Genomic DNA, 25,448 nt, shown 5'->3' on the forward strand with positions numbered 1-25,448 from the left:
AAAAAAATATTAAAACACCTAAATAAAGTAATACATTATGGATAAAGGCAAGTATATCTATTATTTCCCGGACCACATCAAATATTGGAGAAGTAAGGTAAAATTCTCTCAAATCTTTTTTTAAGAGTTTTTTACACTTTTAAATCTCTTTATAACAGGATGATATTATAGACATCTTTGAAAATAATATTATTTTATTTTTAAATTAATTGACATAAAGTTTTTATATTTTAGCATCTACCGAGAAGATAAATAATTTAAATAACAAACTCTGAGTTATCCTTATAGATATTCTTAAATATTTTTATTATCGGTGAAAACCCATGGATATCTTCAATGAGATATACAGAGATATAGATGAGAGTGTTATAATTAAAGAGGAGAAAAAATATATAATGAACACTTACGGAAGGCTCCCTGTAGTCCTTATTAGAGGTAACGGTGTCTATGTAGAAGATGTAAAAGGAAAAAGATACTTAGACTTTATTTCTGGGATTGGTGTAAACAGTATAGGACACTGTAATCCCAAGTTAATAGAAAACGTAAAGAAACAGCTTGAGATTCTCATCCATGTATCTAACTTATATTACACTATTCCTCAGGTGAAGTTGGCAAAAAAACTTGCACATCTTTCAGGTTTAGATAAGGTCTTTTTCTCAAATAGTGGTGCAGAAGCAAACGAAGGAGCCATAAAACTTGCAAGGAAATACGGTAAAAAGATGGGAGTAGGAGAAGGGGAGATAATAACTATGGAAAGAGGATTCCATGGGAGAACATTGGCAACTCTAACTGCAACTTCAAAGGTAGAGTATCAAAAAGGTTTTGAACCCCTTCCAAAGGGATTCAAATACGTGCCCTTTAACGACTTGGATAAACTGATGGAGAGTATATCTAATAAAACTACAGGTATAATGATAGAGCCTATTCAAGGAGAGGGGGGAATACATGTTGCAGATAAGGAATACCTAAAAGGTGTTAGGGATATATGTGACGATAAAGGTATTCTCCTTATATTCGACGAGGTACAGTGTGGTATTGGAAGGACTGGAAAGATGTTCGCCTATCAACACTACGATATTAAACCTGATATACTAACATTGGCAAAGGCTCTAGGTGGTGGGATCCCCATAGGGGCCACCATATCTAAGGAAGAGGTTGCCCACGTTTTCACACCTGGAAGTCATGGATCTACCTTCGGTGGCAACCCTCTGGCCTGTGTAAGTGCCTACGTTACTCTGAGTATTGTAGAAGATCTTTTAACACATGTAGAGGAAATGGGGGAGTACTTTATGAGAAAGTTGAGGAATCTACAGAGTAAATACTCATTTATAAAAGAGGTTAGAGGTATTGGTCTTATGATAGGCATGGAGTTGTCCTTCCAGGGAAAAGATGTGGTCAAAAAGATGCTTGAAAAGGGTTATCTGATAAACTGTACAGCGGAAAATGTGTTGAGATTCCTCCCTCCCCTTATTGTAGAGAAGGAGCATATAGACGTCCTTGTAGATACCCTGGATGAGGTATTTTCAGAGGTAGAAGTTTAAGATAGAAGTACAGAATACTATTTTCTCTCCCTCCACTTGACAAATAGGTAGTATCTCTGGGGCTCTTTTAACTCCTTCTCTATCCTCTTTGCTATGGCATTTAGGAGGTTTCTATGGATTCTTTTCTCTATATCTTCAAAACTTTCAAAGGGTTTTATCTCTCTTTCCTCCAATATCTTCCACATAAGTGTTTTACCAACTCCGGGCAGAAGTTGAAGCGTATGTAATCTCGTTGTTATAGGTTGACATTTATTGATAAAATCCACAAACCTTTTTTCATTCCGTTTAACAGCTTCCATTATAACGTAAAGTAATTCAGTTTTTGCAGTAGGTGTTAAATCCTCATATTTTAGGGTTCTTGAAATATACTCCACTTTATCCCTTTTACCTCTTCCAATATATACTCTCTCAGCCAAATCCACGCTTTGATCCTTCTTTATAATCATCTCCATAAGTACAAACTGTTTTTCGCCAAATCCTTGGGCAACAGGTTTTCTCTGATGAATAGGAATGTTCTCCTCGGGATACCCATATGGTAAAAAATCTAACACATAAGCGTAGTTCTCAAAGACTCTCTTCTTACTTCTGTGTTTTTTCATACAATACACCCTCTGAAATTTAAGAATAAAAAAATAAAAAATAAGTGGATTTAAAATAAAAGAACAATATAGCATAGAAAAAATAAATTACTTAATGTATTTACGAACTGTATTTAGTATTTCCTCTGCATTCTCTGGAAGATCAGACTTGTAGAATATTACCTTTAAATCCTCTTCGTCCTTAGGAAGTAAATCCACTATCTTAACACTGGTCTTCTCATCTAAACCTAAACTCTTCAGTTCACTGAGTAATTCTTCAGCCTCTTCAACACTCAATTTTGCAAATTTTTCTAAGTAACTCAGTGCACAGTTGAGTTCGTAAGGTATTTCCTCGTAGTTTTCTCTGTTGTTGTTAACCATCTCCTTTGACCAGGCTATGGTAACGTATCTTTCAGAGATTAACTTTTTCCCTATCATAACAATCCAAATTTAATTTTTTAATTACTTCTTATATTCCCTTAGATGTTGTGGTCTAACTATAACATCCTTGTATTTTCCTCCATCTCTAACTCTGACGATAAAGGCCCTACCTCTCTGTCCAATTACGATACCAGTTTTCCCATGGAACTTTGGATGAGGCATGCCTTTATGTACTGAAGGATCTATTACGATGTGGACGATATCTCCAACTTTAAACTCTTTCAATGCCCTTGTAACAGGATACATTCCCTTCTCCCTTGGATGTTTTCTAAGTTTATGTCTTGTTTTACTCCTGAAACCTTTACTCCTCTGTACCATACTCACTCCTCCTTCTTTTTAATAACGATAAAAATTATAATTTTATAATCAACTATAAAAAGATTATTGTATAGTAGTATCAAAAGTTAGTAAAATATTGACTATAAAATATCACATTATATAAAATAATAACGAGAGTTAAAAAATGAAAAAAAACTCTTCAAAGAAGATAAATTAACAGAAATCCTACTCTGTTTTCCAGTACATAAGGACTGTTCAGGAGATAAGATTTGATATTTAGGAATTTTTATTTTTTTATTAGAGGGGGTCTATTAATTTTAAAAGGTTCTGTTCAGAACTATAATTGCTATAATAATTGTTATATTCTATTTCTTAAAAATGCTTTTTAAGTATCTACAACCCAAATAAAGATATAAAAAGCAAGATACTCCTTATTCTTACACTGCACTGGGCACTGAGAAACAGGTTAGGTTTTCAGTTATCCTTTTCTTCATGAGATTTTACACTTTTTATCTATATAAATTATGTATATATCTATCATCATCTTTAATAAATAGGTATATTTGCACCAAGCATCTTGTTTATAAGCAGTTCTGTACCGAATGACACCAAGGAAGATATCCATACCATTATTACAAAGTGATAAAGTAAAACTTGAGGATGACCCCCGTCTACTACTTTAATTAAGTATGCTGAAATTAAGGAGTAGATTAATAAACATCCGTACATGAGATAAGAAATAAGGGTGAGATCACCTGGTGTCATGATATTTATAATAGTCGCCATGGCCTCAGGAATTTCGAGAGTGTTGTAAAGTTTATTTACCATATATGCCACTCCATAGGATGCAAAGAGTGCTAGGGCAAGTCCTCCTGCAAGTCCATAAACTATGGAGGTAAACTGTTCAACACTTTGATATTTAGATTTTCTTAAGTTTATTATTTTACGGAAGTTATCACCGATAATCTCTGAAGCCTTTCCAGCATCCCCTCCTAAGAAAACACATCTCTCAAACATCTCTGAAAACAGCTGTATAAGATAACTACAGGTCTCTACACCGAAGAGTTTCCAGGCCTTCTGATTATCTATCCTTACAGCTACTCTCTTATACAGCCTTTCTAAATCCTTTGTAAGGGGACCAAAATCATGGGACGATAGATATTTTAAGGATTCTGTCATTCCACCTCCCTTTGCACTAACAGACTCTCCCAGGGATCTTAAAAATCCTGGGAAATGAAATTCTTTTCTTATAACTAAATTTTCTTCTTTTTTAGCTACATATCCAGCGATAAAAAGGGGTGTGAATCCCAATGCGACCAGTATTTGATAGGGGATTTTCTGAAGTTCAGGAATATTTGCTATATACTTACCTCCTAATAACACTCCCATGAATAACAGAGTTAAAATTATGGAGATTATTAGATACTTCCTAAGTTTTCTATCTACTGCAGTGAGTGTATTTGCGGTATGCCATAACCTATCTGATGGCATTTTATGTTTTATGATGTATACTAAACATATCTCAAATACTATAGATCCAAAAATAGCTAAGGTCACTGAAGTTACAAAATTATAGTTGATTATAAAGGGAGCTATCACTGCAAAGGTTACAAAGAATGCCAAGGATGTAATACCACTAATATACATCTCTTTAAATATATCTAAGTTATAAAGAGCCCTTTTATAAAATGCAGCGTAATCGTTCATCACTATACTCTGTTCCTTCATTAAAAACTCCTTGAGATCTTCACCACTATCTAAGGAGTAAGCCATCCTATCTAAAAAATCTGCAAATACACTACTTGGAGTTTTTTGAGCTAAAAATCTACAGGCTTCTGCAAGGGATTGATTCCATCTTTTTATTAAGACATAAATTTTTCTAGATTCTTCTGCTAACTGTCCAAGTTCTTCCTTTTCAGACGCCAACATTTTAATAAGTTCTTTTCTATCAAGATCTGTAATGGAGAGCACTCCAAATTTTGTAATAAATATATGTAACTTTTCATTTATCTTGTTTTTTTGGGAATCTAGCTCTATGAGAGGGTATCCTATAGCACTGATTAATATTAACACTGGGATAAGTAACATTAGTATCTTTGCATATCCTGTAAAGTACGTTAGACCTATTACAATAAGAACTGTTGAAATTACAAGTGCAGGTAGTACATATTTTAAAAGGTATTCCTTGGGAGTAAGCCCTACTCTATACAAAATATCCAAAAACATATTTTCACCTTTAAATTTGGAATGGGAGTCCTTCTAATCCTTTTTCATAGAAATTCCAAATAATATCCAGAACTTCATAGTATCCAAAGATTTTTCTTGCTATCATCTCTTCAAGTATCCTAGTTCTTAATTCCAACTCATTGTATATCTCTCTCACGTCTTCGTAACCTGCCACTTTTGCAATTTTATCTTCCAGTATGTAACTGTTATTAAGCCCAGTAAAGACATGTGTATCTTCGCGGGGGTCCCATTCAAAAACCCTCCTTGTAATTACACCATCTACTTCCTTATAGTAGCCTTCAATCTCTTCAACACCAACTACTCTCCTCAACAATTTACCTCTGGTGTATACCGCAAGTTGGAATAAGGCCACGTTTAGGTTATCCATGAAAGTTAATGGAATATTGATTGGTTCTCCATTTAATCTCTGAATCATCTTCTTGATATTTGCAGCGTGGAATGTTGAAAGAACAGGGTGTCCAGTTTGCATAGCCTGGAATGCTACGGCACCTTCTACACTTCTTATCTCTCCAACAATGATATAATTAGGCCTAGATCTCAACGCTGCTCTTAACAGGTCGAAAAGTGTAACTCTACTCTCCTCAGGGCCTCTCTCCCTTGTTAGTAACTGTTGCCATACAGGATGGGGGGCCTTTACTTCTGCAGTATCTTCACATGAGAATATCTTAGATTTTGGTTTAATAAAGGGTAGGATAGCATTTAATGTTGTAGTTTTACCAGAAGCAGTCTCTCCACAGATGAATATACTCATTCCATATTCCAAACAGAGCCATAGATAGGCTGCAGTTTGAGCAGACATGGTCCCCCAACTGATGATCTGGGTAATACTAATTGGAACCTCTGTAAATTTCCTAATGGTAAATGATGGTCCTTTTAGAGATACGTCTGTGGAGTAAATTATGTTTATCCTTGAGCCATCGGGAAGGGATCCATCGACAATAGGGTTTGCATCAGACACAGGTCTTCCTATCCTTTCACATAGGTTTTTTAGATAGTCGGCAAGTTCTCTATCATCGTCCCATGCGATATTGGTTGGAAGCATGTCAAATATCTTATGAACTATATGGCAGGCATGGGCACCTATTACATGTATATCTTCTATATAGGGATCTCTCTTAATAGGTTCAAGTACTCCTAATCCTATCAAGTCTCTTTTTAGTAAGTATAAAAATTTATCTCTCTCATATTTTGTAAGTTCTATTTTTCCAGTGCTGAATAACCTAGATAGTATACTCTTCTTTTTTTTATTCTCCACTACTTTTGTAACCCTGTTGAACATGTTTGTCAGTACCCTCTCAAATTCCTCGTCGTCTTCTGGAGAATCTTCGTAAGGAGCATACTCCAACAGCTTATCCATTATCTTTTTATACAGTAATTTCTCTTCATGGGTTTCTAACCTAGGCTCTATAACGATATATTTAGTTTTTACCTCAGGAGAACCAAATATGTGGATAAAGATGGGGTCACCAATTGGATATATAATATTGGGGTATTTCAGCTCTTTTAGTTCTCGAGAAAGGGATATCATAAATTCAGGTATTTTTAAGTAAGTTTTTTTAAAATTTTCGACGTACCTACGTAAATGTGGATTCCTCCTCATACTATTTTTAAATTCATCCACCATGATACCACCATGTAAATTATGCTATCGAGGATATCTCAACTGCAATACCTAACTTAGGCTCAACTCTGAATACCATAGTTTTTTGGTATGGTCCCTTTGCTAGGTTGTACTTTTCTATCTTCAAAATATTTTTAATATTTCCACCAAAGGTGTAGATCTCCGTCTTCATCACTATTGTCGCAGCTGTTCTAAGCATAGTTAAAATAGACCCAGGTAACTCCTTTGGATTTACAGTGTAAATTATGATTTTGTTCATCGCCGCGATTCTTTTAAAAAAAGCAACTAAATCATTCACCTTCACTTCACTTACATCATTTATTATAAGGGAGGATAAACTGTCATATACAATTACATCCTTTTCATAAAATTCACGGGTTTCCATAATTTTTCTTAGAAAATTATCTCTCTGAAGGTTGTCAGATATGAGAGGATATACAGGTATATATAGCAAAACACCGTTTAACAACTTTTTATTTATGTTGTAATTTAACGACATCATCTGTTTTACGAATTCTAAAGTGGTTAATTGGGTTGATATATAAGTAACTGAGTGAGCATTCTGTAAAAAACCGTATGTTAATCTCTGGGCTACCACTGACTTTCCTGTAGCTTCTTCCCCTTCTATAAGTATTATACTACCATAAGGAATACCCCCTCCCAACCTTTTATGAATATCATCTCTACTAAGTTCAATTTTTGCAAGTTTCATAAAAATCACCTTATTGGATATACACCTTCAACGACCTAATTATACCACTATCAGTGATAACCTTTATCACGTGATACCCTGTATTATTGTAACTTACGTTTATACTACCTACCATTGAAGGATAAAGCACCTCTAGTGTTTCATTGCCAATAACTTCTGTAGATATTATAGGAACAACATCTCCATCTATCATTACAGTAAGTACATCCTTATTGAAGGTTATCGGTGATTTTCCAGTGTTTTTTATGTAGATTAATATAGTACCTGTTGAAACATCCCTAGGAACATTCTCTGGATCATTGATTATTTCAAAATCTTGAGATAACCTTGAGGATAGGAGATCTCCCTTGTCATTTATTCCAAGGGAAATCTCATGGGTGGTAGTGACTAAGATTCCAGTGACAGCGGCGGCAATTATTAAAACACTGACAAATAAAATCATCTCTGAAAATATATTAGAAGCCATTAAATCACCTTTGGATATCCCTACAGGGATAAAAAATAAATACTAGTAAATCTTCATAATGTTTATAATTATTATTTTAAAAAGTTAAAAATATTTATGGAATACTATAGTAGTATTTGTTACCGTATTCAGATATTATACACAGTCTTGCCGGTGCAGTGGCATTAATACTGATATTCACAGTATTGAGGGGAAAGAGATACTTTACATTGGGATAGACACTGAAGTTTATTGGAGTCCCGTTGTATAATACTGTCCATTTTGAAGGTTCAAGAACCACAGAACCGTCATTCTTAACAGTTATGTTTATAATATTTGAGGAATTTACCGCCGATATTATTTCCAACCTTTCACGTAACTTTTTATTCTCCAACTCTATATAATCTGAGTAGGCTTTGGATATCTTTTCTATATTCAGATCCATAGAAGTGTATAGATATATTGCACAAACCAGCAAAGTTGAAAGAATTACTACTGTTCCTACAATGGAACTAAACCCCATAGTACTCTTCAACCCCCTTTTTAATTCTTCTTATTTCCCACTCTATTCTATCCAATATATCACTGGAAATCTTCTTACCGTTTAATCTCTCTATGAAGAGTAGTGAGACTAAATGATCGGTAATAGTTAATCTTGGAGGTAATTCCTCTTCTTCTTCAATTCCGGGTCTAATACCCTTTAAGAACTTCAGTAGATCCAACACTGCTCTGTCAGAGAGCCACCCTAAATTGTAGTAAAACTCCAACACATCTGGAATATTTGAATATCCAACTTTTTCAGAGAGATATTCTATCCATTTAAAGGCAAATATTATGGATATAGGATCGTCAGGTATCTTCTCCAACTTAGCAGGTCTATGGGTTTCAAGCAATATAGATGATAGTGATGTGGTATCCATAGTAGATCCCTCCTTGAATTTTTTTAAATAAACTGTAATTCTTCAGCCCATTTTCTTATTCTATTGATCTCTCTGTCTATGTTCTCCAGTTCATCTATAGGTATTGGCCTACCTGCCAATTTTTCTATATACAGGAGTGAAACAATGTGATCTTCTGGTATCATTTTATCTACAGGCTTTCTAAGATCTTCATTTAAATATTTCATATTCTTTGATATTTTTATCAGTCTGTTTACTACTTTTTCAGATATCCATCCTAAGTTGTAGTAGTAGTCAAGTATGTCGATTAGGTTGTTCAGACCAACCCTACCTATCAGGAACTCTAACCATTTAAACACCAACATTGTAGACAGTGTATCTTCAGGTAATTCTTCTAATCTGTACTTCTTCTCACTTATCTTCTGTATTTCAGAGGTCATACTAATACCACCTTCTTTTTTCTCAGAGATAGGAGGTATTTCAGTAGAGGTTGTTTCGGAGGCTGGTTTTTCTAAGGGTTCTGAAGTACTTTCTTCTTCTCCAGTCTCTACAGTTTCTTCTATTTCTTGAGGCGCTATTTCTTCACTTTCTGTTTCTTGTTTTTCTTCCTTTTTAATTTCTTTTTCTTCTTCTAATTTTGATATTTCCTTTTTTATATCCTCTGAGATTTTTGTTGCAGAAGTAATTGCAGCAACTTTCATCAGTGCATCTAATTTTTTACTTAATTCGTTAATTCTTTCCATTAATTCTTCAGTTTTTTTATCTTCAGGCCTTTTACCTAAGTATAGATCAGTTATCCTGGTAACTATTCTATCTAACTGGCTTTTAGTCAATCTCCTATTTTTTAAATTATTTTTTAAAAGTTCAACTATAAATGAAGGGATTTTAGTTTTTAAATTTTCTAAATATTCTTCCAGTTCATCATCAGTTAAGTATTCCTCTTCTATAGAGGATGTGGATGAGAGGACTTCTGTCTCGCTAATCATGGATATCCTCCTCTCTTGATATTATTTTGGAGATCTCTTCTTCAGCAAGTATATCTTCTATAATATCGTTTATGTCTATATCGTACTGTCTTAGATAAATATCTGCTAAGATTACCACATCTTTCTGTAATTCATCTATTTTTTTCCTGAGAATTTTTGTCTCATACTCTAGTTTTTCCAATTTTTCCATACTAGTAGCAGTAATTTTTGAAATTCCAATAAAAGGATTTATTTGATTGGAAACTACTTCGTAAAGTGCCATAATATCCTGAAAATTTTCATTGATCTTATCTATGCTCTCCCGTAAAGTTTCGTTTTCTTTTCTAAGGTTGGTGATCATCATCTCTATTTTTGGAAATTTGGATTCCAACTCCTCGATTTTAGCAAGAAGTTCTTCATTCGCCGCGGCCAATTCTTCGCCTCCGGTTTCTACCATTTCCTCTTCAATTACAAATTCTCCCTCTAATTCCCCTTCCTTTTCTCCTTTCTTTTTACCGAATGCTATTTTTTTTTTATCTCTTCAATTATCTCCGCTATATTGGGCATAGTCCCACCATTTTACTGGAGATCTATTACATGTGTAGTGTATGTAGATGGTGTTATAAAATCAATTACTCCTGAAGCCCCATATTCAGGAATAACTTCCCCAAATACATGTTTTCTTGGTGGAATTCCACCTAATAATTCTCCTACATTTACAGTAAGGACTACTTTATCTCCGTAGTTGATAGTTGGGTGTTGAGTATTATTGGTAGAACCATCATCATCTTGTAATACTATTACTCCAAACTTACTTTCATTATCATTTATCCATGCATTTCCATCAAATATGTTATATGTACCATTTTTCTCGGCGTGTGATATATGACCTGAACCTGAATATACTAACGACATTTTTATGTCACCATCGGATAGCACAACTATAGTGGAATTAAGATCTATACTATCTCCAATGTTAGGACTAATAATTATTGCCAGTTTATCAATATTACTGGTATTATTTGCATAACCAACAACTTTAATAACTTGGATCCCACTTGCAACCTGTTTTACGCTTTCCCTACCAACAGCAGAAGCCTTCTGTTGCAAGTGTCCTGCTGTGTTTATTATTACAGCTGCTGCAACCGCTGCAACCAGTACTAGAGCTATGAAGATTATCAGGGTTCCAATACCTATTGCTCCTTTTTTGCTTTTGATAAACCCTTCCATAACAATCCACCTAAAAAATTTTTGTAAGGAGAGATAGAAAGATTGTTAAAAAGTAAGATTGTTAATTATTGAAGTCGAACTACTTCCATATCACTTAAATATGTTGCTGGTGTTGTAAAGGATATTATGGCTGGAGCACCAAATTCAGGTTGTACACTTCCTGTTATAGTTGATCTTGGTCCCATATTTAATGCTGTTGTATTTAATACGATTGCTACAATATCTCCCCTGTCTATTACTGGTGTATCCTGCTTACAGGACCCATCAGCATCTTGAATGACTACTATTCCAAATTTTGATGAGTTTAGTCCACTCCAATTGACGGTATCAAATAATGATCCACCATTACTTAAATCATAATAAATGTTAGGATCATACTTTGCAACTAATCTTTTTTCACCATCACTTATCATTACAACCGCTTGGCTCAAATCAATTGGAGCACTTCCTGCATTTGGTGTGATATATATAGCAGTTCTGTTTATGTTGGTCCCATTGTGCTCTCCATCAATCTCCAATATGTTAATACCACTTGCAACCTGTTCTGTACTTTGCTTACCTGTGGAGGATGCTTTCTGCTGCAAGAATCCACTTGTATTTATTAACACACTTGCTGCAACTGCTGCTACTAATACCATAGCTATGAAGATTATCAGGGTTCCAATACCCATTGCTCCTCTTTTACTTTTAATAAACCCTTCCATAACAATCCACCTAAAAAATTTTTGTAAGGAGAGATAGAAAGATTGTTAAAAAGTAAGATTGTTAATTATTGAAGTCGAACTACTTCCATATCACTTAAATATGTTGCTGGTGTTGTAAAGGATATTATGGCTGGAGCACCAAATTCAGGTTGTACACTTCCTGTTATAGTTGATCTTGGTCCCATATTTAATGCTGTTGTATTTAATACGATTGCTACAATATCTCCCCTGTCTATTACTGGTGTATCCTGCTTACAGGACCCATCAGCATCTTGAATGACTACTATTCCAAATTTTGATGAGTTTAGTCCACTCCAATTGACGGTATCAAATAATGATCCACCATTACTTAAATCATAATAAATGTTAGGATCATACTTTGCAACTAATCTTTTTTCACCATCACTTATCATTACAACCGCTTGGCTCAAATCAATTGGAGCACTTCCTGCATTTGGTGTGATATATATAGCAGTTCTGTTTATGTTGGTCCCATTGTGCTCTCCATCAATCTCCAATATGTTAATACCACTTGCAACCTGTTCTGTACTTTGCTTACCTGTGGAGGATGCTTTCTGCTGCAAGAATCCACTTGTATTTATTAACACACTTGCTGCAACTGCTGCTACTAATACCATAGCTATGAAGATTATCAGGGTTCCAATACCCATTGCTCCTCTTTTACTTTTAATAAACCCTTCCATAACAATCCACCTAAAAAATTTTTGTAAGGAGAGATAGAAAGATTGTTAAAAAGTAAGATTGTTAATTATTGAAGTCGAACTACTTCCATATCACTTAAATATGTTGCTGGTGTTGTAAAGGATATTATGGCTGGAGCACCAAATTCAGGTTGTACACTTCCTGTTATAGTTGATCTTGGTCCCATATTTAATGCTGTTGTATTTAATACGATTGCTACAATATCTCCCCTGTCTATTACTGGTGTATCCTGCTTACAGGACCCATCAGCATCTTGAATGACTACTATTCCAAATTTTGATGAGTTTAGTCCACTCCAATTGACGGTATCAAATAATGATCCACCATTACTTAAATCATAATAAATGTTAGGATCATACTTTGCAACTAATCTTTTTTCACCATCACTTATCATTACAACCGCTTGGCTCAAATCAATTGGAGCACTTCCTGCATTTGGTGTGATATATATAGCAGTTCTGTTTATGTTGGTCCCATTGTGCTCTCCATCAATCTCCAATATGTTAATACCACTTGCAACCTGTTCTGTACTTTGCTTACCTGTGGAGGATGCTTTCTGCTGCAAGAATCCACTTGTATTTATTAACACACTTGCTGCAACTGCTGCTACTAATACCATAGCTATGAAGATTATCAGGGTTCCAATACCCATTGCTCCTCTTTTACTTTTGAGATATTCTAAGAATTTCAATCTCATGGTATACCACCCCACCTTTTTTATTTTTTTTATTAAATATTAATTAATTTATTAAAAATTTTAATTTAGTACTAAATATTTATTGTAAGTTGATTACTTCGCTGGTATATGCCGCTGGAGTTACTATGTCTATTACTGCAGGAGCACCAAATTCTGGCTGTAATTTACCTGTTATTTCTTTTCTTTCAGGTATCCCACTGCTGAATGCTGCTTCAGTGTTTATCAATATTGCCACTAAGTCTCCTTTGTTTATTACTGCATTGTTCACCACTGACTTATCATTGTCTTGTAATGGAACTACTAAGAACTGTTTATCGTCAGTACCTCCCCAAGTTGCTGAATCGCTGCTAATGTATGCCCAGTCTAAGGAAGTACTACTAGCAGTTCCAGAAGAAGCTACATTCGTAGTAATATTGACAACCATTTCAGTGCCATTATATGATACGATATTTAATGATGCTGAACTATCTGTTAATGTATTGTTAGCATTAATATTTACATTTTTACCATCAAATTCTTTCAATAATGCCATTATTTTGTGGTCGCTTGTCGTTATTATAATATATTTGTTATTAGTACCATCATCCACAAGTGTAATGCTTGTGTAATCTGAAGAAGTAATATTCACTTCTCCCGTATTCGTTAATTCAAAAAGGTTATCACATCCAGCAGTAGCAGGTATTGTACCGCCATATTTCAATATTACACTTTTACCATCATAAGTTAAGAATAATTTTGCTTCCTTTAAGTCAATTGGAGCACTTCCAGCATTAGGGGAAATGTACATTATCATTCTATCTAAATCATAATAATTACCGTCAAAGGTAAATATATGGCCAGATACTCCACTACAGAATAATCCACTTGCAACCTGTTCTGTACTTTGCTTACCTGTGGAGGATGCTTTCTGCTGCAAGAATCCACTTGTATTTATTAACACACTTGCTGCAACTGCTGCTACTAATACCATAGCTATGAAGATTATCAGGGTTCCAATACCCATTGCTCCTCTTTTACTTTTGAGATATTCTAAGAATTTCAATCTCATGGTATACCACCTAATTGTAGTTGTATTGTATTATTTGCAATTACTAATTTTATAACAGTATAATAAATACTTTTTTTGTATTCCATGTTGCATACATTTTTGTATCTTTTTATGTAGGTATTTTAAAAAACCTACACAAATACCTACCCTTTAAACTTAATATATTAATTTATATGGATATTGACTATAACGACATTAGATGGCGAGATCATGATGGAAAAGACATCTAAGATTCTAAGTAATCTCGATGATAACAACCTCACTCCTTTAGATCCTCAAAACCTAAAAAATCTATTAAAAACATTTAAAAAAGGAAGTATTAAAACAAAACTATCCCTACTTAACGAGATCTCTTTTATATCAGTAACAAATCCTGAGGCACTTCAAGATATTGTACCATATCTAATAAAGTTGATGGATGACAAAGATTGGAGAACAAGAAAAAATACTGTTGAAATCTTGGGGAATATTGGACTTGTAAGTTATGAAACGGTAGAAAGGTATTTAGATAGAATACTAGAAAAATTAAATGACAAAAATCTAGATGTAGTATATTCAGCAGCCTATGCAATAGTTAAAATATCTATAAATCTAAAATGTAAGAATAAACACGAACTTATAAATAAAGTACTGAAAAAGATGAAATCAAAGAACAAAATTCTATATACCGAGATAATTAAAAACATAAGTGAAATCTACCCCGATATTGTACAAAATTACATAAAAGATATATTAAAACTCCTCGATGAGGATAGTACAATTATAAAAATAAATGTACTTAAAACCTTGGGAAATATTGGAGATGTAAAAATTGATAGAGAAGTAGCCCAGAAGATCATTAAATATCTGAGGGGTCCTCCTCCAGAACTTAAAAGATACAGTGCATATGCAATATGGAAACTAAGTAACAACAACTTGGAACACTTCAATGATGCCATAGAACTTCTTATAGAAATTGTAAATAGAGAAAATGACAGTAAATTAATAATTTACTCACTATTAGCCTTAAATATACTATCTCATATATGTCCCCAAAAATTCAAAAAATTGGATATAAACGCTTTAATCCATAACAAACTAATAAGAAAACCCCTTTTAGAACTTCTCTACAACCTATCAACATTAGACTACACCCTTTTAATTCCATACATGGACAGATTATATGATATACTCAACAACGATGAAGATATTCAATCAAATAAGATGATTATAAGAATTATAGGTAACATGGCCCTATACAATCCTAAATACATTAATAAATATCTAACCATCTTACGGGAGAAACTGAAGGTTTCGAAGTTAAGACACGAGGTGGTATTAGCATTAGTCAAAGGAAATTACATCGACAGGAATATACTTAGCACTATCTTCCATGGATTCCGTAATTTAGAGAAAGAGGAAAATGTAAAATTTTTAGAAGAGGTCATAACTCACTATCCATTAAATCTATTAGATACCTTATACAATGAGATAAAAAAGTTGGAACCCTACCTGAATAAAAACAACAACTTCAACAAACTTTTAAATATAATAAGAGAACGAATAGATGAGAAAAAGGGAATAAATACACAAGATATAAATATGGTAATAGAAGAGGCCGAAAAAAATGTACTTAAGGTAGTAGTAGCGTTAGAGTCAGAATGTGTAAAGGTGGAGTTAGAGGATGGTAAAAAGGTATATATCATACCAGAGAATACCTGTATAAAAACTCCACTGTCTAACGAACTGTTGGAAATTCTTGAGAAATACAGTAAAAATGAAATGGAAATGTACAAGTTAGTCCATGAAATTATGGTAAAGTCTCTTATAGAAGATACACTTTTGGAGTACAACAGAGAAGAGAAAGATAAAAAATAGGGATGGGAATGCACGAGAAGATAGAAGATATTGTCTATGGAGTAGTAACTGTAAGTGATAGTAGGTTTAATAAATTAATTTCTGGAGAAATTGTAGAAGATAAATCCGGAAATTTTTTAAAAAAAGAACTAAATGCCAAATACTATGTGTTAATACCAGATAACAGAGATATGTTAAAAGGAGTTATAGATCACCTCATAGACTTCACAGATGTGGACTGTATAGTTGTAACTGGTGGTACTGGAGTTTCCTCAAGGGATAATACCCCAGAGATTTTGAAGGAGATGTTTCAAAAGGAGTTAAACGGGTTTTCTGTATTATTCCACAATCTAAGTTATAAAGAGGTAAAATACGCTACAATACTGTCGAGGACCACTGCAGGAATATATAGGGGTAAAGTAATATACGCACTGCCAGGATCCTTAAATGCCTGTAAAACTGCACTACCTATTATTAAAGAGGAGACAGGACATATTTTAAAGCATATTAGGGAGTAAATATTTTGCAAGAGATTATTAAAAAATCAATAACCATGAATTTCAATAAAATAATAATTATAAAATAAATAAAGGTTATAATAAAAAGAGCAAATACGGATAAAATAGCAAAATTATTGTCATCGGACTACTCTCGATATTGAGAAGCCTATTAGGATTTATGTTAATTTCTATTCTTAAAAATTTTTATGTAAAAAAATAATAGTTAAAACTTCAATATTGCTCCTTCATCTGCCGAAGTAACTAATCTAGAATACCTTGCCAAGTATCCACTTTTAACCTTTGGTTCTGGCCTCTTCCATCTTAAGAGCCTCTCTTTTATTTCTTCTTCAGGTATCTTCAACTGGAGACTTTTACCTATCATATCTATGGATATAATATCCCCATCTTCTACCACAGCAATAGGCCCTCCAGCCATGGCCTCTGGAGATACGTGACCTATACAGGGACCTCTACTACCTCCACTGAATCTACCATCTGTGATAAGAGCAACTTTATCATCCAACCCCATACCACATATTGCAGATGTTGGAGCTAACATCTCCTTCATTCCAGGACCCCCTGCAGGACCTTCGTATCTTATGACTATTACATCTCCTTCCTCTATTTCCCCTCCAAGTATCGCCTCTAAAGCTTCCTCCTCAGAGTTGAATACCCTTGCAGGTCCCTCATGTCTGTACATCTTTGGATCAACTGCACTGATCTTAACTACAGCACCCCTTGGGGCTAGATTCCCCCTTAATATTCTTAAACCTGCCTCCTTATGTACAGGTTTATCTATAGGCCTTATTATTCTATGATCTATATATTTAACCTCTCTTATGATTTCCTTTATAGTCTTCCCACTTACAGTTTTAGCATCCCTTATCTTATCCTCAAGTACCTTCAGCACTGCGGGGATACCTCCAGCCCTGTGTAGATCTAACATAAAGTGCTCTCCATTGGGCCTAATGGAAGCTATGTGGGGCACCTCCTCACTTAACCTGTCGAAGTCATTTAAGGTTATAAGTTCCCTCTCTATCTCACTTGCAATTGCAGGGATATGTAACGTTGTATTTGTGGAGCCCCCCAGTGCCAGATCTACAAGTATGGCATTCTCAAAGGATTCCTTTGTAAGGATATCTGTGGGTTTTATATTTTTCCTCACTAGATCTACTACTATCTCTCCACTCCTCTTACATATCCTTATCTTCTGGGCATCTACGGCGTGAGTTGTGGCACACATCGGTAAAGATAATCCCAACGCCTCAGTTATACATGCCATGGTGTTTGCTGTAAATAGCCCTGCACAGCTTCCAGGGCCGGGACAGGCATAATCTTCTATCTCCCTTAACTCCTCTTCATCTATCTTCCCAGCTTTATAAGCCCCTACACTTTCAAATACACTTATTAAATCGTATCTTCTTCCACGGATCTCTCCAGGAAGCATAGGACCTCCAGTAACGACTATAAAGGGAATATTCAGTCTCAGTGCTCCCATTATCATGCCAGGCACTATCTTATCACAGGAAGGAATAAGTACCAACCCATCAAAACCATGGGCTTTAGCCATACTCTCTACAGTGTCTGCAATAATCTCCCTTGAAGGTAAGGAGTATCTCATCCCTTCATGTCCCATGGCAATACCGTCACAGATGGCCATGGTATTAAACTCAAAGGCAGTACCTCCATTTGCATATATACCCTTCTTAACAGCCTCTGCAAGAGTTCTTAAGTGTATATGTCCAGGTACAACCTCCGTATAACTGTTAACCACTCCAATAAATGGTTTATCTATTTCTCCATCAGTATAACCACAGGCCTTTAACAGACTCCTATGGGGAGCTCTATTTATCTCCATTTTTACCCTATCGCTGATCAACTTATCACCATTATATAATTTCTCTCAAGAAGAATCCTGTCCTTAAAAAATAGAATTTTAAAATATTTATAAATATTGTTTATATATAGCCCAGAATATATAAAACTTTAAAATTTACAATAAAATTTACAAATAATTAAAATAAACTTTAGTCCTATCAAAAAGTAATATAAAATTAAAATTCAATTATAATTATAATAAAGATTAAAAATAATTAGGAATTATGGAAACACAATAAAATAACAGGACTTCTATTTAATATATAGTAACAGTTAATGAAAAATGATAATTCAACTAACATCATACATCAAGGGCGGAATTATGGGATATATTAATCTTTTTATATACTCCTTTACATCACTCTTTATAATAATGAACCCTATAGGTTTAGCACCTCTCTTTTATATATGGACGGTCAATAACACAGAAAAAGAGGTAATACATATACTAAAGAGAACCACAGTTGTTGTAATACTAACTCTCTTAATATTTGGATTCTTTGGGAAGTATATATTCAATTTTTTTGGAATTACTATAAACTCTTTTAAGGTTATTGGAGGGTTATTGATATTAAAAATATCTTGGGATATGCTCCATGCCAAGATGTCCAAGATTAAACAGACACAGAAGGAAAAAGAAGAGATGTCACAGTTAGAGGATATTGCAGTAGTGCCTTTAGGTATTCCTCTACTTGCAGGCCCTGGAAGTATAACGACTACTATTATACTTATGGAACACGCCACTGGGATATTAGATAAGTTAATTATAGTGATCTCTATCTTCCTAGCTACTGGGGTATCCGTATTTATACTCTATATATCCGAGAAAATAGTAATGGTTCTAAGAACTTCAGGAATAAACGCTGTCGTAAGAATTATGGGATTAATATTAGGGGCTATTTCTATTGAAATAATATGGAGTGGTTTAGTAGGAATGTTTTCATCGCTAATAGGAAAATAAATTTTATATAAAGTATCAATGACGGTGATGAAAGGATGATCATCATTCCAGCAGTAGATATTAAAGATAGAAAGTGTGTCCAACTTATACAGGGAGATCCTAAGAAGAAACTTGTGGAATTAGAGGACCCTCTAAAGGTAGCAGAGAGATGGGTAGATGAAGGGGCAGAGATGATCCATGTAGTAGATTTAGATAGAGCTATATATCAGAGAGATACCAACGTAGATATAGTTAAGGAGATAGTAAGTACCTTAGAGGTGCCTGTGCAAGTAGGTGGTGGTATAAGATCTGTAGAAGATGGAATAGATCTCATAGATGCTGGGGCTTACAGAGTCATCTTAGGTACTTCTGCAGTGAAGAATCCAAAGATCGTGGAGGAACTCTCTAAGGAGGTAGGTAAGAAAAGAGTAATGGTTGCACTAGATTCTAAAGAAGGAAAGGTAGTTATAAAGGGATGGAAGGAGAGGACTGAATACTCTCCAGTAGATATTGGTAAGATATTAGAGAAAAAAGGAGCAGGAAGTATTCTATTTACAGATGTAGATGTTGAGGGGTTACTTAGAGGGGTAAAGATCGAGACTGTTAAGATCTTAGTAGATGAGTTAAATATTCCAGTTGTAGCATCCGGTGGAGTCAGTACCTACGAGGATATCATTAAACTGAAAGATATTGGAGTTGAAGGTATAGTTATAGGATCTGCACTATATAAAAACTTACTGAATCTTAAGAAGTGTATCGAGATCTCTAAAGGTGGTTAGATGAACTCTGAAGATAAGAAAAAGATAATTACCGTTGGCCATATAGCCCTTGACTATATCTTCAATGTTGAAAGATTTCCTGAACCAAACACCTCCATTCAGATACCTTCTGTTAAGAGATACTATGGAGGTGCTGCCTGTAATGTGGCTGTGGCAGTTGCTAAGTTAGGACTTCAATCTGGTATAGTCTCCTGTGTAGGATACGACTTTATAAACACTGGTTACAGTTCCTATCTAAAGAGTCTCAATATAGATGTCTCTGATATCTATCATTCAGATGAAGAAGAAACCCCTAAGGCCTGGATATTCACGGATCCAAAGAACAATCAGATAACTTTCTTCCTATGGGGAGCGGCTAAGCACTACAAGGAATTAAAACCTCCAAACTTTGACGGAGATATAGTACATTTAGCTACAGGTGATCCAGATTTCAATGTAAGATGTGTCGATACTGCGAAGAAGGAAGGTAAAGTGATATCCTTTGATCCTGGACAGGATCTGCCTCTCTATTCTAAGGAAAATATGGAGTATATTGTAAATAATGTAGACTTTGTATTTATGAATATCCATGAATACAGGAGGACTCTTAAACTGTTGGAGATAAATGAAGAAGATTTCAGGAAGATGGTATCTACCTTAGTAGTAACTCTTGGAGAAAGGGGAAGTATTATATACAGTAAGGATAAAGAGATAAAAATACCTCCAATACCTACAAAGGTTGAAGATCCTACGGGAGCTGGAGATGGTCACAGGGCTGGATTTCTAACTGCCTATCTGAAAGGCTACAATCTCAAGGATTGTGGTCTTGTAGCTTCTGCAGTAGCTTCCTTTATAGTTGAAAAAAGAGGATGTCAGACAAACCTTCCTACCTGGAAGGATGTTATAGAGAGGTTGAAAAAAAAGGGATATACTATTGGAAAGGATAAAGGTTAATTTCTTTTGTATATTTTAACTATCCCTTTGTTTCCATCTAAGACTATCCAATCTCCAGTATCTATCTTGGAGATATCTATCTTATCTACTAAGGGAATCCTACCCAGTATCGCCCCAGTTGCCACTATAGGTTCACACTCTCTGTTTACTATTCCCTTTAATATACCTCTTTTTCCAAGGGAGTAGATAACATAAGATCCTACAGTACTACCTTTACCAGTTGGAAAGACTAATATTTTCTCTTTTATACTTTTACCATATATATCACTCTCTCTATCGGTTACGATGCCTTCTTTATTTATATCTCCCAAGAAAGATATGGGTTTATGTGATACCAATGCTTCACCTTCAACTACGCCCTTTGATATAGATCTTCCCATAATTTCAACGTAATCCATAATATCACATTATTTATTTTTTAACAAATAATTATAATACTAATATAATAAAAATTTATACATAAATCATTTAGTGATTCCTATGGATATCTATATTTCTAAAGTATCTGAAAGGTTAAACCTAGAAAAAGAGGTTATAAAGAATGCTATTGATAGAAAGGTGATTTCTCTCTGTAAATATAAGAACAAGAGATATATTATATTTAAAAAGAAAGTTAGGCATATTGAGAGAGGAACTGTTCTATTTTTAAACAAGGAGATGGATGTTGTAATGGGATATCCGAAAATAAGGAGAGCTTTAGTATTAGACCCAACAGTTAAAAAGTACTTTATCGATAAGGTGGTAGTTGAGGAAAAGTTAAACGGATACAACGTAAGGGTGGTATATATAGAAGATGAAGTACTGGCAATTACTCGAGGAGGTAGAATCTGCCCCTTTACCACCAAAAAGGTGTTGAAATTGTTGAATACAGATATTCTAAAGGATCACCCAGAGGTAATGCTATGTGGAGAAATGATAGGATTAAACAACCCTTACGTCTCCCATTATTATCCCGAAGTAGATATGAAGATCTACGAGGATGAAAATGTAGTTATTAAAGAAAATTTAGGCCTCTATATATTTGACGTAAAAGATAGGGAGAAGAATACCCCCCTATCTGTAGAAGATAGAAATAGACTGTTGGAGGAATACAACGTTCCCTATGTAAAACCCTTAGGTGTATTCAAGAAGGAAGATGTAGAAGAGATAAAAAATATTGTATTGAAGTTAAACAGTGAAGGTAGAGAGGGAATAGTCTTAAAGGATCCTAATATGATGGTAGATCCTATAAAGTACACCACCCACTACACCCATTGCCAGGACCTTTCTGTAGCCTTTAGATATACTTTTGACTTAGGTATCCATTTCATGTTTAGTAGATTGATAAGAGAGGGGTATCAATCTTACGAGTTTAATGAAGGGAAAGAAGAGCTGGAAAGAAGAGCTGTATCCATAGGAAAATCCATAGTCTATCCAATGGTAGAATCTATAAGGGAGGTTTCCAGAGGGAAGCTGATTACAGAGGATTTTGAGTTATACTTCGAGAGTGAAGAAGATACAGAGGAGTTTTTCAAATATCTAAGGGAGGTGCATATATCCTATGTTGTAAAAGAGAGAGAAGTATTGAAAAATGGTATCTGTAGAGTAGTTATAGGTAAAGTGTATCCATCCACAAAAGATAAAATAAAAAGTTATTTAGATGGCAGTTTGTGGTAAAAACAGAGAGATAAACAATGAAAAAGGTAGAAATCGGACCATCTAATATTTTCCACAATGTTTTCTGGGCAGTAGGCTGTTTTATAGATTGCACAGCGAAACATTTAAAATATTTTCTCTTCGTTAATCCTGCTCATACTTCCTCTGTGCCCGATATGTGGGGATAGGCTAAGCCTGAATGGGTACAGGGTTTCTGCATTGCCCTGAAGATGTGAGAGTCTCCGTTCCTCTCGAAAGCCAGTCAATGAAGATAGAAGGCTAGAAGGTTACTAGCTACGATTAGTTTTATGTGTTCTAAAAGAGCGGTAACTAGAACGGTTAAATAATACAATTCTATAACGTAGTATTAAGGGCTAAAAATTAAAAATAATAAAATTCTTAAAAATGTTAAATACCATAGGGTTAATAAAGAATTAATAATAGTAAAAGAATAGTAAAAGAGTAAAATCTCGTTTTATCTTCTACATTATATTGAACATAGATTATTAACTCTTTTTATGTACATATGGCTATTATGGTATACTCTTAACTCTAATCCAGAAATGCTATAAGATCCTCTGGCCTGTGCAACTCTCCACCTATTTTACTACAGGAAGTTACTTCAGCTCTACTGTGCTTCATCACCTCTTCGGCAATCTGACCTAAATTCATCTCTGGTACTATGATCTTGGATGCCTTTAGACTCTTTACTATTTTATCGGGGAATGGATACACAGTTATAAGTCTCAGATATCCTACATCGTATCCGTTCTTTCTCAGCATCTCAACTGTATATTTAACAGTCCTTGATGGAGTGCCGTAGCAGAGGAATACTATATCACTGTCTAAGTATTTTCCTTCATACTTTACAATCTTATCCTTATTTTTCAATATCTTATTACATATCCTTCTAACTAACTTATCGTGGGTTTCAGGTGAGACATCTGGATACCCCCTTTCGTTGTGGGTAAGTCCTGTAACATGTACGTTGTAGCCCCTTCCAAATACAGGCATCTCTGCAACATCTTTATCAAATGGGAAAGGTTTCTTACAGGGTTTTTCCTCAGGTATAGCCCTCTCCATTATTTGGACGTTATCGTGGAGCACCACTTTCTCCCTCATATGCCCTACTATCTCATCTGCCATAACAAAAACTGGTATCCTGTATATTTCGGCATAGTTGAATGCCATAATTGTGAAGTCATACATCTCCTGTACCGAAGATGGGGCGAGAGCTATAGGTTCGTAGTCCCCATGGGCACCCCATCTTACCTGCATCATATCCCCCTGGCTCGCATATGTGGGCTGTCCTGTAGAAGGCCCTCCCCTCTGCACATCTACTATTACACAGGGTGTCTCTGTCATATAGGCGTACCCTATCTGTTCTATCATTAAACTGAGTCCAGGACCTGAAGTTGCAGTCATTGCCTTTAATCCCCCCCAACTTGCACCTATTACACTAGCCATTGCCCCTATTTCATCTTCCATCTGGACGTAGTACCCCCCTACCTTTGGAAGAGACCTTGCCATTTCCTCAGCTATCTCGGTAGATGGAGTTATAGGGTATCCCCCGAAGAATCTACAACCTACTTTGATTGCTCCCCTTGCACATGCAATATTACCTTGGATAAAATCAACTTTTGCATTCAAAGATATCACCTATTATTATATCCTTTTCCTCTAATATTTTTAGATGCTTTCATGAGAATTTTTTGTATTCAATTTTCGAATAAATCTGCCTATAAAGATCTGACCATTAATATTATATAGTTATCATTTAATTATTATTTACTAAAAATATCACTATAATAACCTGTTAATTAATATAAAAATGGTGTCATATATGCTGTTTAAGAAACTATCTACTGTAGAAAGAGTATACAATATTGGATTAGAACAGAACTCGTTATTTAATATATTTGATCACATTACCTTATTTGTAAAGGAAGCTGAGGAAGATCTTGTAAAACTTTACGACTTGAGAGTTTTGGAGAAGATCCCTGTAAAAAATATAATGACAAGAAATATAATAACTATCAACAAGAACGATAGTATCGATAAGTTAAAGGAGTATATAGAGAAATACAGGCATATGGGTTATCCTGTGGTAGACGACGAGGGGAAATTAGTTGGAGTGGTTACCTTTAGAGATCTAGAAAAAAGTGGTAAAAAAAACGTTATTGAGGATATAATGACTCCAAAGGATAAATTAGTGTTTATATCTCCAGAAACTTCTGCCTCAGAATCCCAGAAAATAATGGCAAAGATGGATATTGGAAGGTTGTTAGTATTAGATGACAAGGGAGAACTTATAGGTATAGTAAGTAGAGGAGATATTGTAAGGACTTACAAGATATACAGTAAAGGTTCTGCAAAGATTCAAAAGTGTTCTAGAATATCTAATTTTTATTTCTACGACAGAAATAAAAAGGAAAAGTTGAAGAAACTTGTAGATGATCTTATTATGTTACTTGGAAGTAAAGATTATATTATCTCTGAAAAGGAAGATTATATAGAGATATTAACTAAGGACTGGGAGCCCTTGGTTAAGATAATGATGGCAGGAGATACAGTGGATCATATATCCATAACCACTAAATCGATTAATATACTGGAGATAGATATAATAAGGGAGATTTTGAAGAAGATAGATGAGTACGCCTTTGAAGAGATAGTACTAACTGATCACATTACCCTTATAGATGAGAAATCCTCAATCCAGAGGATAATTACAGATGTTACTCTCTTCAACGACAGTAAGAAGACATTCGGGACTATCACCATTAGATCTGACTTCTAAAAATCCTATCGGTGGAA

Annotated in this window: 27 protein-coding genes; 8 read left to right on the forward strand and 19 right to left on the reverse strand. The window is 34.6% G+C overall.

The window, feature by feature from the left end:
* The first annotated feature begins 323 nt into the window (after nucleotides 1-323).
* Nucleotides 324-1,541 (forward strand): acetylornithine transaminase, encoded by a 1,218-nt coding sequence (locus MHHB_RS01535; protein ID WP_131006871.1) that lies wholly within the window; start codon nucleotides 324-326, stop codon nucleotides 1,539-1,541.
* A gap of 17 nt (nucleotides 1,542-1,558) precedes the next feature.
* Here MHHB_RS01535 and MHHB_RS01540 read toward each other — a convergent pair whose 3' ends face one another.
* The 16 genes from MHHB_RS01540 to MHHB_RS06670 all read right to left on the reverse strand — a co-directional run bounded on the left by MHHB_RS01540 (nucleotide 1,559) and on the right by MHHB_RS06670 (nucleotide 14,130).
* Nucleotides 1,559-2,140 carry a DUF655 domain-containing protein gene (locus tag MHHB_RS01540; protein WP_131006872.1) on the reverse strand — a complete coding sequence of 194 codons (582 nt, stop codon included), beginning with the start codon at nucleotides 2,138-2,140 and terminating at the stop codon, nucleotides 1,559-1,561.
* An 87-nt stretch (nucleotides 2,141-2,227) separates the two neighbouring features.
* Nucleotides 2,228-2,557 carry an RNA polymerase Rpb4 family protein gene (locus MHHB_RS01545; RefSeq protein ID WP_131006873.1) on the reverse strand — a complete coding sequence of 110 codons (330 nt, stop codon included), beginning with the start codon at nucleotides 2,555-2,557 and terminating at the stop codon, nucleotides 2,228-2,230.
* Nucleotides 2,558-2,581: 24 nt separating this feature from the next.
* Nucleotides 2,582-2,878, reverse strand: coding sequence for a 50S ribosomal protein L21e (locus tag MHHB_RS01550; protein ID WP_131006874.1), 297 nt, complete (start codon nucleotides 2,876-2,878; stop codon nucleotides 2,582-2,584).
* 507 nt (nucleotides 2,879-3,385) lie between these two features.
* Nucleotides 3,386-5,065 carry an archaellar assembly protein FlaJ gene (flaJ, locus tag MHHB_RS01555; protein WP_131006875.1) on the reverse strand — a complete coding sequence of 560 codons (1,680 nt, stop codon included), beginning with the start codon at nucleotides 5,063-5,065 and terminating at the stop codon, nucleotides 3,386-3,388.
* Between the two features lie 10 nt (nucleotides 5,066-5,075).
* The gene (locus MHHB_RS01560) at nucleotides 5,076-6,710 is read right to left on the reverse strand and encodes a type II/IV secretion system ATPase subunit (protein WP_131006876.1); all 1,635 of its coding nucleotides are present in this window, start codon (nucleotides 6,708-6,710) and stop codon (nucleotides 5,076-5,078) included.
* A gap of 16 nt (nucleotides 6,711-6,726) precedes the next feature.
* Entirely contained in the window at nucleotides 6,727-7,419 is a 693-nt protein-coding gene (locus MHHB_RS01565; protein ID WP_131006877.1) for an ATPase domain-containing protein, read from the reverse strand.
* Nucleotides 7,420-7,429: 10 nt separating this feature from the next.
* A complete protein-coding gene (locus MHHB_RS01570; protein WP_131006878.1) occupies nucleotides 7,430-7,885 on the reverse strand; it encodes a flagellar protein G in 456 nt (151 codons plus the stop codon).
* Nucleotides 7,886-7,979: 94 nt separating this feature from the next.
* Complete coding sequence (locus MHHB_RS01575) at nucleotides 7,980-8,387, reverse strand: flagellar protein F (protein ID WP_131006879.1); 408 nt, start codon at nucleotides 8,385-8,387, stop codon at nucleotides 7,980-7,982.
* Entirely contained in the window at nucleotides 8,377-8,784 is a 408-nt protein-coding gene (locus MHHB_RS01580; RefSeq protein ID WP_131006880.1) for a FlaD/FlaE family flagellar protein, read from the reverse strand. The genes MHHB_RS01575 and MHHB_RS01580 overlap by 11 nt, the downstream gene beginning before the upstream one ends.
* Nucleotides 8,785-8,807: 23 nt before the next feature.
* Nucleotides 8,808-9,749, reverse strand: a complete 942-nt coding sequence (locus MHHB_RS01585) for a FlaD/FlaE family flagellar protein (RefSeq protein WP_131006881.1) — start codon at nucleotides 9,747-9,749, stop codon at nucleotides 8,808-8,810.
* A complete protein-coding gene (locus MHHB_RS01590; RefSeq protein ID WP_131006882.1) occupies nucleotides 9,742-10,185 on the reverse strand; it encodes a flagella accessory protein C in 444 nt (147 codons plus the stop codon). Before MHHB_RS01590 ends, MHHB_RS01585 begins: the two co-directional genes overlap by 8 nt.
* Before the next feature lie 122 nt (nucleotides 10,186-10,307).
* Entirely contained in the window at nucleotides 10,308-10,958 is a 651-nt protein-coding gene (locus MHHB_RS01595; RefSeq protein ID WP_131006883.1) for a flagellin, read from the reverse strand.
* Between the two features lie 65 nt (nucleotides 10,959-11,023).
* Nucleotides 11,024-11,662: a flagellin gene (locus MHHB_RS01600; RefSeq protein ID WP_131006884.1), complete on the reverse strand. Its 639-nt coding sequence runs from the start codon at nucleotides 11,660-11,662 to the stop codon at nucleotides 11,024-11,026.
* Between the two features lie 65 nt (nucleotides 11,663-11,727).
* Nucleotides 11,728-12,366: a flagellin gene (locus MHHB_RS01605; protein WP_131006884.1), complete on the reverse strand. Its 639-nt coding sequence runs from the start codon at nucleotides 12,364-12,366 to the stop codon at nucleotides 11,728-11,730.
* 65 nt (nucleotides 12,367-12,431) lie between these two features.
* The gene (locus MHHB_RS01610; RefSeq protein WP_131007057.1) at nucleotides 12,432-13,076 is read right to left on the reverse strand and encodes a flagellin; all 645 of its coding nucleotides are present in this window, start codon (nucleotides 13,074-13,076) and stop codon (nucleotides 12,432-12,434) included.
* Between the two features lie 85 nt (nucleotides 13,077-13,161).
* Nucleotides 13,162-14,130 (reverse strand): archaellin/type IV pilin N-terminal domain-containing protein, encoded by a 969-nt coding sequence (locus MHHB_RS06670; protein WP_449405556.1) that lies wholly within the window; start codon nucleotides 14,128-14,130, stop codon nucleotides 13,162-13,164.
* A 210-nt stretch (nucleotides 14,131-14,340) separates the two neighbouring features.
* Here MHHB_RS06670 and MHHB_RS01620 point away from each other — a divergent pair, with 210 nt between their 5' ends.
* A complete protein-coding gene (locus MHHB_RS01620) occupies nucleotides 14,341-15,987 on the forward strand; it encodes a HEAT repeat domain-containing protein (RefSeq protein WP_131006885.1) in 1,647 nt (548 codons plus the stop codon).
* A gap of 8 nt (nucleotides 15,988-15,995) precedes the next feature.
* On the forward strand, nucleotides 15,996-16,484 hold the full coding sequence (locus MHHB_RS01625) for a MogA/MoaB family molybdenum cofactor biosynthesis protein (protein WP_131006886.1): 489 nt from the start codon (nucleotides 15,996-15,998) through the stop codon (nucleotides 16,482-16,484).
* A gap of 205 nt (nucleotides 16,485-16,689) precedes the next feature.
* Here the strand turns inward: MHHB_RS01625 and ilvD are convergent, their stop codons facing one another.
* A complete protein-coding gene (ilvD, locus tag MHHB_RS01630) occupies nucleotides 16,690-18,345 on the reverse strand; it encodes a dihydroxy-acid dehydratase (protein ID WP_131006887.1) in 1,656 nt (551 codons plus the stop codon).
* A 321-nt stretch (nucleotides 18,346-18,666) separates the two neighbouring features.
* Here ilvD and MHHB_RS01635 point away from each other — a divergent pair, with 321 nt between their 5' ends.
* Genes MHHB_RS01635 through MHHB_RS01645 form a run of 3 tightly spaced genes read left to right on the forward strand, consistent with a single transcriptional unit; the run spans nucleotide 18,667 to nucleotide 20,996 of the window.
* Nucleotides 18,667-19,305, forward strand: a complete 639-nt coding sequence (locus tag MHHB_RS01635; protein ID WP_131006888.1) for a MarC family protein — start codon at nucleotides 18,667-18,669, stop codon at nucleotides 19,303-19,305.
* Between the two features lie 35 nt (nucleotides 19,306-19,340).
* Nucleotides 19,341-20,063: a 1-(5-phosphoribosyl)-5-[(5-phosphoribosylamino)methylideneamino]imidazole-4-carboxamide isomerase gene (gene hisA, locus MHHB_RS01640; protein WP_131006889.1), complete on the forward strand. Its 723-nt coding sequence runs from the start codon at nucleotides 19,341-19,343 to the stop codon at nucleotides 20,061-20,063.
* Nucleotides 20,064-20,996: a carbohydrate kinase family protein gene (locus MHHB_RS01645; protein WP_131006890.1), complete on the forward strand. Its 933-nt coding sequence runs from the start codon at nucleotides 20,064-20,066 to the stop codon at nucleotides 20,994-20,996.
* Here MHHB_RS01645 and MHHB_RS01650 read toward each other — a convergent pair.
* On the reverse strand, nucleotides 20,993-21,394 hold the full coding sequence (locus MHHB_RS01650; protein ID WP_131006891.1) for a DUF126 domain-containing protein: 402 nt from the start codon (nucleotides 21,392-21,394) through the stop codon (nucleotides 20,993-20,995). The genes MHHB_RS01645 and MHHB_RS01650 overlap by 4 nt on opposite strands.
* A gap of 82 nt (nucleotides 21,395-21,476) precedes the next feature.
* Between MHHB_RS01650 and MHHB_RS01655 the strand changes: the two genes are divergently transcribed.
* A complete protein-coding gene (locus MHHB_RS01655) occupies nucleotides 21,477-22,652 on the forward strand; it encodes an RNA ligase (protein ID WP_131006892.1) in 1,176 nt (391 codons plus the stop codon).
* A 531-nt stretch (nucleotides 22,653-23,183) separates the two neighbouring features.
* Here the strand turns inward: MHHB_RS01655 and MHHB_RS01660 are convergent.
* Nucleotides 23,184-24,281, reverse strand: a complete 1,098-nt coding sequence (locus tag MHHB_RS01660) for a 2-oxoacid:acceptor oxidoreductase subunit alpha (RefSeq protein ID WP_229701898.1) — start codon at nucleotides 24,279-24,281, stop codon at nucleotides 23,184-23,186.
* A gap of 193 nt (nucleotides 24,282-24,474) precedes the next feature.
* Between MHHB_RS01660 and MHHB_RS01665 the strand changes: the two genes are divergently transcribed.
* The gene (locus MHHB_RS01665) at nucleotides 24,475-25,431 is read left to right on the forward strand and encodes a CBS domain-containing protein (protein ID WP_131006893.1); all 957 of its coding nucleotides are present in this window, start codon (nucleotides 24,475-24,477) and stop codon (nucleotides 25,429-25,431) included.
* Nucleotides 25,432-25,448 lie beyond the last annotated feature (17 nt).

The organism is Methanofervidicoccus abyssi, from assembly GCF_004310395.1.
GTDB classification, from domain to species: domain Archaea; phylum AGJL01; class Methanococci; order Methanococcales; family Methanococcaceae; genus Methanofervidicoccus; species Methanofervidicoccus abyssi.